The following is a 12,277-nucleotide window of genomic DNA, read 5'->3' as shown; positions in this document are numbered from 1 at the left end:
CTCTCTCGGCGCGGCCGGGGGGGGCGGGTTGGGTCCCGTGGTGGCGTTGATTTTTTTGGTTTACGCCGGGGCGGTGTGGTGGTGTTCGGTTTGGGGGGGTGGGTCCCGGCCGGGACCCACCCCTCACCCGCGCTTGCTCTAGTCGTCCTCCGCGTCGAAGCCGAGACCGGGCAGGATGCCCGGCAGCAGCGGCGGGATGGTGACGTCCGGCGTCGGCGGCTCCGAGACCTTGCCGGAAGGGGACGGGGTCGCCGCGTCGTTCGGCGGGTCGAACAGGCCGCCCGTGTTGCCGCCGAGCAGGCCGTCGTCCTCCGAGCCGGAGGACGAGCCGGACGGACTGGGCCTGCTGTCCTCGCCCATGTGGCTGTCGCCACTGCCCGGCGCGGCGGACGCGGTACTGCCGGGATCCGCGGTGCGCCCGGAGTCCTGAGACGCGCTCGGGCCCTTCGAACCGCGGTTCTTCTCGGGGGCGCGGGGCAGCATCGACTCGAGCGGGCCGACCTCTTCGTCTATGGCGTCGAAGGCGGAACTGACCTCGTCGCCGACGTCGGTCAACTGGGCCGGCAGCCGGTCACGCAGGCCGTTCCACGTGTCGCGGTGCGAGCGCGAGAAGGAGTCGAGCGTGGCCATGGGCGCGAGCGAGCCGTCGCGTTCGTAGGCAGCGCTGAGCAGTCGGTGGCCTTCCGTGACGTCGTGCCGCATGCCCGTGAGCGCGCGGCGGACCTCGCCGAGGGCCTCGTGGTCCAGGCTGCCGGTGCGGCCCCGTTCCATGAGCCGACGGGCCTCGCTGAGGCGGGTCGACGCCTGGTCGAGGTAGAGCTCGCCGCGGTCGGAGTCGTCGTCCGCCAGGCCGAGCTTGAAGTCCTCCATGCCGCGCTTCAGCCCGTACAGCGAGTCACCGGGGAGGGCGTCGGAACTGGCAGCGGCCACTCCGCTGAAGGCGCCCGCCGCAACGCCGACGGTCAGCCCGCCGGCCGCGAGCCCTTTCGACCAGCGGGAACGGGGTCGCAACTTCCGGAGCGGGGTTGCCCGATGGGCGCCGCGGCCGGACGTCCGCTGCTCGGGCACTGTAGGGCCCGAGGACGGACCCCCTGCGGCGGCTGTGCCTTCCAGCAGCATCGACTCCATGGCGGCCACAAGCTGCGCACGCTGCACCACCTTGACCTCGGGGTCCATCTCCGGCTTCGGCAGCTCGCCGAGACCGTGGGCCAGGGTCAACAACCGTCCGTGCTCGGGTGGTTCGACCGACTCGTCGGGCTGCTCGGCCGCCTGGTCTTCCAAGGCCTGGGCGAAGGCGTTCGCCCGCCGGTGCGCCGAAACGTTCGCGATCACTGGCGGCACCTCCTCTCGTCATGACGATCGACTCCCTTGGGGTTCCGGAAGGTTGCACACCTTGAGCACATCCACACGAAAGAGTGAGTGGCAGTGGACATGGCGCATCCAGAGGGAGCCTGCATCCCGCACAACGAGCGGCGCGGCACTTGGGTTACGCGCGAAAGATGATCGGACCAGTGCGTCATCAAGGCGTCACCGATTGTGAGTTGGGGACGGGGACCGTGGGGGACGTGGGGGCAGTCGTGGGGCGTGGGGAGCGGGGAGAGACGGACGGCGGCCGCAGCTGGGAACGATTCAGCGGGCGTCGTCGGGCAGGAGCCGGGCGAGAGTGCGGACCGCCCGGTACTGGAGGGTCTTGATGGCACCCTCGTTCTTCCCCATCGCTCTGGCCGTCTCAGCGACGGACAGGCCCTGCAGGAAGCGGAGGGTGACGCACTCCTGCTGCTGGGGGTTGAGCTTGCGGACGGCTTCGAGGAGTGCGGCGTTGGACAGGGACTCCAGGACCGAGTCCTCGGGGCTGCGCTCCACCTCGTTCGCGTCGAGCATCTCGCCGGTGGTCACTTCGAGCCGGAAGCGGCTCGACTTGAAGTGGTCGGCGACCAGGTTCCGCGCGATGGTCACCAGCCAGGCGCCGAAGTCCCGGCCCTGCCAGGTGAAGGTCGAGATGCGGCGCAGGGCGCGCAGGAAGGTCTCGCTGGTGAGATCCTCCGCCGTCGCCTTCCCGCCGACGCGGTAGTAGATGTAGCGGTAGACGGTGTCGCTGTACTGGTCGTAGAGCCGGCCGAAGGCCTCGGCCTCGCCTGCCTGAGCACGCTCGACCAGGTCCATCATGCGGGCACTGTCACTGTCGGCGGTCGGCCTGCGGGCGGTGGTCGAGCTTCCTGAGCTGCCGCGACCCGACCTTCTGCCCACCGCGGCGCGACCGTCGGCCAGGGCATAGCAGGGGGCGGCCGGGCCGCTGACGGCGAGGCGTGGTGTGGCGAATGCGGGGACGGCGTTCGCGGCGGGGACAAGGCCGCGCAAGTGGTCGAGGACCGCTGCGCGCAGCGTAGCCAGGCCCGAGGCGTCAACCCCGACGTGTGGGTACACGGGACTCCCAGAGGCAGAGCTTCCATCACGTGCAGTGCGGGACCGTTCACCCGTCGTGGGGACCGGTGGGGTCCGTCATGCGTCTGAGGAGAATAACGCTTCGTACAGGCAGTGCTACACGCAGTTGCTCAATTCGCCGTTTCCGTCGCTTCTGTTACGTCTAGGCGACAGAAGCAGTCGCACATTGTGAGCAGTTGTTGATCGAATTAAGTCGTCATCTGTCTTATCGGGCGATGCGTTGTGCCCGGCGCGTGGCAACGGGACTGGCCGGGGGCCGGGGAGGGTAGGACCAGTGGATTGCCCGCGACACGCGCGGGACCGCATGTCCCAAGCGGCCCTGCCGGGGCCAGAAGCGCCGGGTGCAACGGAAGTGCGGAGGGTGCGGCGGGTGCAACGCGAGTGCGGGACGCGCGGGGTGCGGCGCTCGGATGCTCCAGGCCCGTGGGCGCCGGCGGGCGTCAGCGGCGCCGGCGGTGGAGGGCGACCGCCGCGGCGGTGCCGCCGGCCAGGGCGCCCACGCCGGCGGCTGCCGGGATGCCGACCTTCGCGGCCTTGCGGCCGGTGCGGTAGTCGCGCAGCCGCCAGTCGCGTTCGCGGGCGTACTTGCGCAGCTTGGTGTCGGGGTTGATCGCGTACGGGTGGCCGACGAGCGAGAGCATCGGGATGTCGTTGTGGCTGTCGCTGTACGCCGCGCAGCGCGACAGGTCCAGGCCCTCGGCGGACGCCAGGGCGCGTACCGCCTCCGCCTTCGCCGGGCCGTGCAGCGGCTCGCCCACGAGCTTGCCCGTGTAGACGCCGTCGACGGACTCGGCGACCGTGCCGAGTGCGCCGGTCAGGCCGAGACGGCGGGCGATGATCGTCGCGGTCTCGACCGGGGCGGCGGTCACCAGCCACACCTTCTGGCCGGCGTCGAGATGGGCCTGCGCGAGGGCGCGGGTGCCGGGCCAGATGCGGTCGGCCATGTACTCGTCGTAGATCTCCTCGCCGATGCTCATCAGTTCGGAGACGCGGTGGCCCTGGACGATGGAGAGGGCGCTCTCGCGGGCGTCCTGCATGTGCTCGGGGTCCTCGACCCCCGCGAGCCGGAACCACGCCTGCTGCCAGGCGAACCGGGCCAGTTCGCGGCGCTGGAAGAACTTCCGTTTGTACAGGCCCCGACCGAAGTGGAAGATCGCGGCGCCTTGCATGACCGTGTTGTCGAGGTCGAAGAACGCGGCTGCGTGTTCGTCGCCCGCGACCGGGAACTCCGGCTCCACGGGAGGGGCGGTGACGTCGAGCGCGTCGAGTGCCTCGATCGTCTGCGAGGACTTTCGCGCTGCCTCGGCTGCTGCTTCGCCCGCGAGCACGCTGCGTGCGGTGGCGGAGCGCCTACGGGGGGTGAGCCATCCCAGTGCGGCCATGTCGTGAGCATAGCCAGTCTGTTCGGAACTTCCCGACACGCCGGGATGCCGTGGCGTGAACAGTCCGCAACCGTGCTGTTAAAGGGACGGGCGAGAATGGACGCATGGGTCGACTGCTGCGGCGTACGAAGAAGAACTCGGGTGAACGTCACGTCACTCTGATCGGGAAGCCCGGGTGTCATCTCTGTGACGATGCGCGCGCGGTGGTCGAGGCGGTGTGCGCCGAGACGGGCGCCGTCTGGGAGGAGAAGGACATCACCCAGGACGAGGAGCTGCACCGTGCCTACTGGGAGCAGATTCCCGTCGTGCTGGTCGACGGCGAGCAGCACACGTTCTGGAAGGTCGACGCCGGGCGGCTGCGCCGCGCGCTGGTCGGATAGGGGGCGGAGCCGTCTCCCGTCACCTCCCGGCCCTATCGGGACGCCACGGTGGCAGGGCACAGTAGGCGGAATCAGGCGGTCTCGGGGGGGCGTATTCGAGAGGAGTGTGTGCTGGTTTGTCCTCTTCGGCGCCTGAACGGTCACGGAGGGTTCGCGGTTCCGTGATGTGGCCGCAGAATTGCGTGACCCCGGTCACTTTGGACGGACAAAGCGGACACCATCTTTGTGCACGCGTTCACAAAGACATAGCCTGCTGTCGACGGGGCGGTCGCAAGACACACGGCCGCCTGCAGCCTCGCTCATCCCCCAGGAGCACCGTGGCAACTGGCCGAAATCACCGACCGGCGACCCGTAGCCGAGGAATCCCCGAGGCCACCGTCGCCCGACTCCCGCTCTACCTGCGCGCCCTGACCGCGCTGTCCGAGCGGTCCGTGCCCACGGTCTCCTCGGAGGAGCTCGCGGCCGCGGCAGGCGTCAACTCCGCGAAGCTGCGCAAGGACTTCTCCTACCTCGGCTCGTACGGGACCCGCGGTGTCGGTTACGACGTGGAGTATCTCGTCTACCAGATCTCTCGTGAACTGGGGCTGACGCAGGACTGGCCGGTTGTGATCGTAGGAATCGGTAATCTCGGCGCCGCGCTCGCCAACTACGGAGGCTTCGCGTCCCGTGGTTTCCGGGTCGCCGCGCTGATCGACGCCGACCCGGCAATGGCCGGAAAGCCGGTCGCGGGCATCCCGGTGCAGCACACGGACGAGCTCGAGAAGATCATCAGCGACAACGGCGTCTCGATCGGCGTCATCTCCACGCCCGCGGGCGCCGCTCAGCAGGTGTGCGAGCGTCTCATCGCCGCCGGTGTCACCTCGATCCTGAACTTCGCCCCGACGGTGCTGTCCGTTCCCGACGGTGTCGACGTGCGCAAGGTCGACCTCTCGATCGAGCTGCAGATCCTCGCCTTCCACGAGCAGCGGAAGGCCGGCGAGGAGGCCGAGGCGGCGGGCCGCAAGGGCCCCGACGGTGGCATGTCCGCGGTGATGCCGGCATGAGTCTCCTGGTCGTCGGGCTGAGCCACCGCAGCGCCCCCGTGAGCGTGCTGGAGCGGGCTTCGCTCACCACGGACGCGCGGATCAAGCTGCTGCAGGACACCCTGGCCGCGGAACCCGCCACCGAGGCGGCGGTGCTGGCCACGTGCAACCGCATCGAGCTGTACGCGGACGTCGACAAGTTCCACGCCGGAGTCGCCGAGCTGTCGACCCTGCTTGCCCAGCACAGCGGTGTGGGCCTCGAGGAGCTCACCCCTTATCTCTACGTGCACTACGAGGACCGGGCCGTCCACCACCTCTTCTCGGTGGCCTGCGGCCTGGACTCGATGGTCGTCGGCGAGGGTCAGATCCTCGGACAGATCAAGGACGCACTGGCGCTCGGGCAGGAGCTGCACACCGCCGGGCGGCTGATCAACGACCTCTTCCAGCAGGCGCTGCGCGTCGGCAAGCGCGCTCACAGCGAGACCGGGATCGACAGGGCCGGGCAGTCGCTCGTCACCTTCGGCCTCGAGCAGCTCGCCGTGGACGTGCCGGTCGAGAGGTGGGCCGCGGACAAGCGGGCGCTGGTCATCGGTGCCGGTTCGATGTCCTCGCTGGCCGCGACGACGCTGGCGCGCCTCGGCGTGCGTGAGCTCGTCGTCGCCAACCGCACCATGGAGCGCGCGGAGCGGTTGGCCGCTGCGCTGTCCGAGTCCGGCACCATCAGTGCGCAGGCCGTGTCCATGGCGGACGTGTCCGCCGAGCTGACCCGCGCCGACGTGGTCGTGTCGTGCACCGGCGCCACGGGGCTCGTGCTGACGGCGGAGTCGGTCGCGGCGGCGCTCGCGCAGCACGTGGTCCCCGAGAACCTCGGCCGTACGGACCTGCGGGCTCCCGAGGGAAGCGTCGTCGCCCGTCTGGCCGCCGCGGCGGCCCGTGACGGCCGCGTCGCGGAACTGCCGGGCGGCGCGGACGACCTGGCGGGCCTGCCCGGCGTCGACCGGGCCGGCGGCCCGGACACGGGCGTGGCCGAGTCCCGGCCCGCCGGTGACGCCGTGGGACCGGTCCCCGGCGACGCCGCAGGGGCGAACGTTGCCCAAGGCGCCGAGAGTGCCGCCCGTGCCGAAGGCGCGGTCGGAGCCGAGTGCCCCGTCGGGCTCGACGACTCCCTGGTGCAGCACGGCGCCTGGGTCGACAACGGCTCGCAGGCGCACCGCAACGCGATCACCGGCACGGTCACGCCGCACGGCAACGGGCCGGTACGGCTCGCGCTGCTCGACCTGGCCATGCCCCGCGACATCGACGCCGCGGTCCACCGCCTCCCCGGCGTACGGCTCGTCGACATCGAGTCGCTCGCGGAGGCCTCCGCCGACGCGCCGATGGCCGCCGACGTGGACCAGGTCCGCTCCATCGTCTCCGACGAGGTCGCCGCTTTCGGCGCCGCCCAGCGCGCCGCGCACATCACGCCGACCGTGGTCGCCCTGCGCACCATGGCCGCCGATGTCGTCGCCGGCGAGATGGCGCGGCTCGAGGGGCGGCTGACCGGACTCGACGAGAGGCAGCGCGCCGAGATCACCCAGACCGTGCGCCGCGTGGTGGACAAGCTCCTGCACGCGCCCACCGTGCGGGTCAAGCAGCTGGCCGGTGAACCCGGCGGCGCCGGGTACGCGGACGCGCTGCGGACCCTCTTCGACCTCGACCCGGAGACGGTCGCCTCCGTCAGCCGGGCCGACCTGAATGACGCAGACGTCAAGAACCGAGGGCGAGTATGACCGAGAGGGCACTGAGGCTCGGGACCAGGCGCAGCAAGCTGGCCATGGCCCAGTCCGGGCAAGTGGCTGAGGCGGTGCGCCGGTTGACCGGCCGCGCCGTCGAGCTCGTCGAGATCACCACGTACGGGGACGTTTCCCGTGAGCATCTCGCGCAGATCGGCGGGACGGGCGTGTTCGTCGCCGCGCTGCGCGAGGCGCTGGCCCGCGGGGAGGTCGACTTCGCCGTTCACTCGCTGAAGGACCTGCCCACCACGCAGCCCGACGAACTGGCGCTCGCGGCCGTGCCGAAGCGCGAGGACCCGCGGGATGTGCTGATCGCGCGCGACGGCCTGACCTTCGAGCAGCTGCCGAACGGCGCGCGCGTGGGCACCGGTTCGCCGCGCCGGATGGCGCAGCTGAACGCGTACGCCCGCACCCACGGGCTGACGATCGACACCGTGCCGATCCGCGGCAACGTCGACACCCGCATCGGATTTGTCCGGAACGGAGAGCTCGACGCCGTCGTGCTCGCCGCGGCCGGACTCAACCGCATCGGCAGGACCGACGAGGTGACCGACTTCCTGTCGGTGGACTTCGTCCTGCCCGCCCCCGGCCAGGGGGCACTGGCGATCGAGTGTGCCGCGGACAACGTGGACCTTGTCGCCGCGCTCGCCGAGCTCGACGACCCGCACACGCGGGCCGCCGTGACCGCCGAGCGATCCCTGCTCGCCGCCCTGGAGGCCGGCTGTTCCGCACCTGTGGGTGCGCTGGCCGACCTGTTGGGCGACGGCCAGGATGTCACCGAAATGCGCCTGCGCGGCGTCGTCGGCACGACCGACGGCTCGACGCTGGTGCAGCTGTCCACCACCGGATCCGTACCCACGTCGCACGGCGACGCGGCGGCACTCGGACGCGAACTCGCGCACGAGATGCTTGCCAAGGGTGCGGCCGGTCTTATGGGGGAGCGAGCACTTTGAGCCCCACCGCCTCGAACCGTCCGGCCCTTCCCGCACACGGGCACGTCACCTTCCTGGGTGCCGGTCCCGGCGATCCCGGTCTGCTGACCCTGCGCGCCGTCGAGGCGCTCGCCGGCGCCGACGTGCTGATCGCCGAGCCGCATGTGCTCGACGTCGTTCGCGGCCATGCGCGGGCGAGCGTAAGCACGCCTGAACTGACGGTGGTTGACGACGCGTCAACCACCGCCGGGATCCCCGTCCTCAGGGATGCGGCCAATCTTGTCATGGAGGCCGCGAGGGGCGGCAAGCGGGTCGTCCGTGCCGTGACCGGTGACCCCGGCCTGGACACGAACGCAGGTCAGGAGATGCTCGCGTGCGCCGCCGAAGGGATTCCCTTCGAGGTCGTGCCGGGTGTCGCCACCGCGGTGGGCGTGCCCGCCTACGCGGGTGTCCCGCTCCGTGACGAGCACGGCACGGACGTCCGCTTCATCGACGCGCGGACCGCCTCCGACCGGTGCTGGGCAGAGACGGGTGCGAGCGACGGCACCGTCGTCGTCTCCACCACGCTGGAGACCGTCGCCGCGACGGCCGGTGAACTCGTCGCCGCAGGACGCAAGCCGGACACCCCGCTGACCGTCACCGTCGCAGGCACGACGACACGCCAGCGGACATGGACGGCGACCCTCGGCACGATCGCGCAGACGCTGAAGCAGGCGAAGGTGCTGCCGTCCCCCGAGGGCCACCAGCCCGTCATAGCCGTGGTCGGTGAGCGCAGCGCCGCCGCCCAGCGCGACCAGCTCGCGTGGTTCGAGTCCAAGCCGCTCTTCGGGTGGCGGGTGCTCGTGCCGCGCACGAAGGAGCAGGCCGCCTCGCTCTCCGACCAGCTTCGTTCGTACGGTGCGGTGCCGCACGAGGTCCCGACGATCGCCGTCGAACCGCCGCGGACACCGCAGCAGATGGAGCGCGCGGTCAAGGGACTCGTGACCGGTCGTTACGAGTGGATCGCCTTCACCTCCGTCAATGCCGTCAAGGCGGTGCGGGAAAAGTTCGAGGAGTACGGGCTCGACGCGCGCGCCTTCGCCGGGATCAAGGTCGCGGCGGTCGGCGAACAGACTGCCGCCGCGCTCGTGGACTTCGGCGTGAAGCCCGACCTCGTGCCGAGCGGCGAGCAGTCCGCAGCGGGTCTGCTGGAGGACTGGCCTCCGTACGACCCGGTCTTCGACCCGATCGACCGCGTCTTCCTGCCGCGCGCCGACATCGCGACCGAGACGCTGGTCGCGGGGCTCATCGAGCTCGGGTGGGAGGTCGACGACGTGACCGCCTACCGGACGGTCCGTGCGTCGCCGCCGCCGGCGGACACGCGTGAGGCGATCAAGGGCGGCGGCTTCGACGCGGTGCTCTTCACGTCGTCGTCGACGGTGCGGAACCTGGTCGGCATCGCCGGCAAGCCGCACAACGTCACCGTGATCGCGTGCATCGGCCCGGCCACCGCGAAGACCGCGGAGGAGCACGGGCTGCGGGTGGACGTACTGTCCCCGGAGCCGTCGGTGCACCGCCTGGCGGAGGCCCTCGCCGAGTTCGGCGCGGCGCGGCGCGCCGCGGCGGTCGAGGCGGGCGAGCACGTGACGCGGCCGTCCGAGCGGCGGCCCGGCGGACGGCGGAGACGCACGACGACGTGACGGTGCGCTGAGGCGTGGCGGGGCGGGTGGGGTTTCCCTACCCGCCCCTTCCCGCACCGGGGCTCCGCCCCAGCGCCCGTGTTCTCGGGGGCTTCGTTCGCGGGGGCTTCGCCCCGACGCATCCCCCGCTTCAAGCGAAGGCGGGGCACCGCCCCCGCACCACCCGCCTCAAACATTGGCAGGGCTGGATGTGCCGAGGGGGTGGGTTGCCGCGCAGCGGCAAGTCCGGATCGGCCGGTGATCGAGGCCACCGCACGAAGCGCGGTAAACCGACCACGGGGCGACACAGGCCCAGGGCGGAGCCCGGGAGATGGGCCTGGCGGAGCCCGGTTGCCGGAAGGGGCAGGGGGTGAAGGCCACGACGCGGCGGGCACGTGCGCGCCGCGACGGTGGGCGGCCGCCCACGCGCGCGGGCGGTGGTCGAGCGAACGCCCCACGACGGTTGGCGGCCGCCCACGCGGAGGCGTACACCGGAAGCAGAACGCACACGGGTGAGAACGAGTGGGTGACCGTCATGACCGCCAGGACCCTGCATGTCGATCCGTCCAACGCCGAGCAGGCCAGCGCCTGGGACGGCGATCAGGGCTCCTACTGGGCGGCACACGCCGACGACTTCGACCGCGCGGTCCGGGCCTACCAACGGCCGTTCCTGGAAGCCGCCGCCCTGCACCGTGGTGAGCGCGTCCTCGACATCGGCTGCGGCAACGGAGTGACCTCCCGGGCCGCCGCCCGGCTCACCGTCGGCGGGCCGGTCCTCGGCGTGGACCTGTCGGGTCCGATGCTGCGCGTCGCCCGGACGGAGGCCGACCGCGAGGGTCTCGACAGCGTCCGGTACGAGCAGGCCGACGCCCAGACGTACCCGTTTCCCGAGGGGGCCTTCGACATCGTGGTCAGCCGCATGGGAGCCATGTTCTTCGCCGACTCCGTGACCGCGTTCCGCAACATCGCGCGCGCCCTTCGGCCCGGCGGCCGGCTGGTGTTGCTGGTCTGGCAGTCATTGGAACGCAACGAGTGGTTCCGGTCGTTCGCGACCGCCCTCGCGGCGGGCCGCGACCTGCCCGTGCCGCCGCCGGACGTGCCCGGCCCCTTCGCCATGTCCGATCCCGGTGCCCTGCGTGACACGCTCACCGCCGCCGGGTTCGACCGGCCCGAGGTGATGGGACTGGAGCGCCCGATGAACTTCGGGCGGGACGCCGAGCGGGCCTACTCCTTCGTCTCCGGGATGTTCGACTGGATGACCGAGGACCTCGACGAGACCGGCCGGGCCCGGGCGCTGGCGGATCTGCGGGCCGACATCGAGGCCCACGCGACGCCGGAGGGCGTGCTCTACGCGTCGGCCGCCTGGGTCGTCACCGCCACCCGCCCGTAGCGCCCGCACCGACGGGCTGTCGGCATTCGCACCCCCGCGGCGGGCGTAGCGTGGCATGCATGACTGTGTACGGATCCTTCCCCGGTGCGCGGCCGCGGCGGCTGCGGGTCAATCCCGCGATGCGGCGCATGGTCGCGGAGACCCGGCTGCACCCGGCCGATCTGATCCTGCCCGCCTTCGTGCGCGAGGGGATCAGCGAGCCCGTCCCGATCCAGGCGATGCCGGGCGTCGTGCAGCACACCCGTGACACGCTCCGGAAGGCCGCCGTCGAGGCGCGCGAGGCCGGCGTCGCGGGGATCATGCTCTTCGGCGTGCCCGAGGACGCGAAGAAGGACGGGCTCGGCACCGCGGGCACCGACCCCGACGGCATCCTCCAGGTCGCGATCCGTGACGTGAAGGCCGAGGTCGGCGACGAGCTCGTCATCATGTCCGACCTGTGCCTCGACGAGTACACCGACCACGGCCACTGCGGCGTGCTGGCAGAGGACGGCCGGGTCGACAACGACGCCACGCTGGAACGCTACGCCGAGATGGCACAGGTCCAGGCCGACGCGGGCGTCCACGTGGTGGGCCCGAGCGGCATGATGGACGGCCAGATCGGGGTCGTCCGCGACGCGCTCGACACCATCGGCAAGGAGGACGTCTCGATCCTCGCGTACACCGCGAAGTACTCCTCCGCCTTCTACGGCCCCTTCCGCGAGGCCGTCGGCTCCTCGCTCAAGGGCGACCGCAAGACCTACCAGCAGGACCCGGCGAACGTCCGTGAGTCCCTGCGGGAGCTGGCGCTCGACCTCGAGGAGGGCGCGGACATGGTCATGGTCAAGCCCGCGGGCCCCTACCTCGACATCCTGGCGCGCGTCGCGGACGAGGCGAACGTGCCGGTCGCGGCGTACCAGATCAGCGGCGAGTACGCGATGGTCGAGGCGGCGGCGGAGAAGGGCTGGATCGACCGGGAGGCGGCGATCGCGGAAACGCTGCTCGGGATCAAGCGGGCAGGCGCGAGCATGATCCTTACCTACTGGGCGACGGAGGTCGCGCAGGGCATCAGCGGCTCAGGTCGCTGACGAAGCCCCACCAGGCGCCCGGTGCGAGCGTGAGCACCGGGCCGGCGGGGTGCTCGGCGTCGCGAACGTGGATCGCGGCCGGGTGCGCGGCGACTTCGACGCACTGCCCGCTTCGCTGCCGGTGTGAATCGACTTGCGCCAGTCGCCGCCGCGTCCGCGCCCCGGTCGGTGAGCCGGGGCGAGGACTGCTGTTGGTGGACGCGGGGGGGGGGGGCGCGGCGGTGGGGGGTCGGGG

The 12,277-nt window shown here is 71.5% G+C and carries 11 protein-coding genes; 7 read left to right on the top strand and 4 right to left on the bottom strand.

Going from position 1 to position 12,277, the window contains the following annotated elements; genetic code table 11:
- Nucleotides 1–138: 138 nt before the first annotated feature.
- The 3 genes from ABZ070_RS30355 to ABZ070_RS30345 form a co-directional block, all read right to left on the bottom strand.
- Nucleotides 139–1,332, bottom strand: a complete 1,194-nt coding sequence (locus ABZ070_RS30355; protein ID WP_356638541.1) for a DUF5667 domain-containing protein — start codon at nucleotides 1,330–1,332, stop codon at nucleotides 139–141.
- A gap of 297 nt (nucleotides 1,333–1,629) precedes the next feature.
- A complete protein-coding gene (locus ABZ070_RS30350; protein WP_356638540.1) occupies nucleotides 1,630–2,424 on the bottom strand; it encodes an ECF subfamily RNA polymerase sigma factor, BldN family in 795 nt (264 codons plus the stop codon).
- 458 nt (nucleotides 2,425–2,882) lie between these two features.
- Nucleotides 2,883–3,824 (bottom strand): HAD-IB family hydrolase, encoded by a 942-nt coding sequence (locus ABZ070_RS30345; RefSeq protein WP_356638539.1) that lies wholly within the window; start codon nucleotides 3,822–3,824, stop codon nucleotides 2,883–2,885.
- A gap of 104 nt (nucleotides 3,825–3,928) precedes the next feature.
- On the opposite strand from ABZ070_RS30345, the gene ABZ070_RS30340 reads away from it, so the two are divergent.
- The 7 genes from ABZ070_RS30340 to hemB all read left to right on the top strand — a co-directional run bounded on the left by ABZ070_RS30340 (nucleotide 3,929) and on the right by hemB (nucleotide 12,042).
- A complete protein-coding gene (locus ABZ070_RS30340) occupies nucleotides 3,929–4,204 on the top strand; it encodes a glutaredoxin family protein (RefSeq protein ID WP_356638538.1) in 276 nt (91 codons plus the stop codon).
- Between the two features lie 317 nt (nucleotides 4,205–4,521).
- Entirely contained in the window at nucleotides 4,522–5,247 is a 726-nt protein-coding gene (locus ABZ070_RS30335) for a redox-sensing transcriptional repressor Rex (protein WP_356638537.1), read from the top strand.
- Complete coding sequence (locus ABZ070_RS30330) at nucleotides 5,244–6,995, top strand: glutamyl-tRNA reductase (protein ID WP_356638536.1); 1,752 nt, start codon at nucleotides 5,244–5,246, stop codon at nucleotides 6,993–6,995. Before ABZ070_RS30335 ends, ABZ070_RS30330 begins: the two co-directional genes overlap by 4 nt.
- Nucleotides 6,992–7,951: a hydroxymethylbilane synthase gene (hemC, locus tag ABZ070_RS30325; protein WP_356638535.1), complete on the top strand. Its 960-nt coding sequence runs from the start codon at nucleotides 6,992–6,994 to the stop codon at nucleotides 7,949–7,951. Before ABZ070_RS30330 ends, hemC begins: the two co-directional genes overlap by 4 nt.
- Complete coding sequence (locus tag ABZ070_RS30320) at nucleotides 7,948–9,609, top strand: bifunctional uroporphyrinogen-III C-methyltransferase/uroporphyrinogen-III synthase (protein WP_356638534.1); 1,662 nt, start codon at nucleotides 7,948–7,950, stop codon at nucleotides 9,607–9,609. The genes hemC and ABZ070_RS30320 overlap by 4 nt, the downstream gene beginning before the upstream one ends.
- Before the next feature lie 514 nt (nucleotides 9,610–10,123).
- Nucleotides 10,124–10,978, top strand: a complete 855-nt coding sequence (locus ABZ070_RS30315) for a class I SAM-dependent methyltransferase (protein ID WP_356638533.1) — start codon at nucleotides 10,124–10,126, stop codon at nucleotides 10,976–10,978.
- Nucleotides 10,979–11,037: 59 nt separating this feature from the next.
- Nucleotides 11,038–12,042, top strand: coding sequence for a porphobilinogen synthase (gene hemB / locus ABZ070_RS30310; RefSeq protein WP_356638532.1), 1,005 nt, complete (start codon nucleotides 11,038–11,040; stop codon nucleotides 12,040–12,042).
- Here the strand turns inward: hemB and ABZ070_RS30305 are convergent.
- On the bottom strand, nucleotides 12,023–12,115 hold the full coding sequence (locus ABZ070_RS30305) for a DUF397 domain-containing protein (RefSeq protein ID WP_356638542.1): 93 nt from the start codon (nucleotides 12,113–12,115) through the stop codon (nucleotides 12,023–12,025). The genes hemB and ABZ070_RS30305 overlap by 20 nt on opposite strands.
- Between the last annotated feature and the right edge of the window lie 162 nt (nucleotides 12,116–12,277).

Origin of the sequence: Streptomyces sp. NPDC006283 (assembly GCF_040613325.1) — a bacterium.
Classification (GTDB): Bacteria; Actinomycetota; Actinomycetes; order Streptomycetales; family Streptomycetaceae; genus Streptomyces.
This window is presented reverse-complemented; position numbering and strand designations above follow the sequence as displayed.

Excerpts from the sequence above, each read along its gene's own strand:
- hemB (WP_356638532.1), top strand. The coding sequence starts at position 11,038 with ATGACTGTGTACGGATCCTTCCCCGGTGCGCGGCCGCGGCGGCTGCGG.
- ABZ070_RS30330 (WP_356638536.1), top strand. The coding sequence starts at position 5,244 with ATGAGTCTCCTGGTCGTCGGGCTGAGCCACCGCAGCGCCCCCGTGAGC.
- ABZ070_RS30345 (WP_356638539.1), bottom strand. The coding sequence starts at position 3,824 with ATGGCCGCACTGGGATGGCTCACCCCCCGTAGGCGCTCCGCCACCGCA.
- ABZ070_RS30315 (WP_356638533.1), top strand. The coding sequence starts at position 10,124 with ATGACCGCCAGGACCCTGCATGTCGATCCGTCCAACGCCGAGCAGGCC.
- hemC (WP_356638535.1), top strand. The coding sequence starts at position 6,992 with ATGACCGAGAGGGCACTGAGGCTCGGGACCAGGCGCAGCAAGCTGGCC.
- ABZ070_RS30340 (WP_356638538.1), top strand. The coding sequence starts at position 3,929 with ATGGGTCGACTGCTGCGGCGTACGAAGAAGAACTCGGGTGAACGTCAC.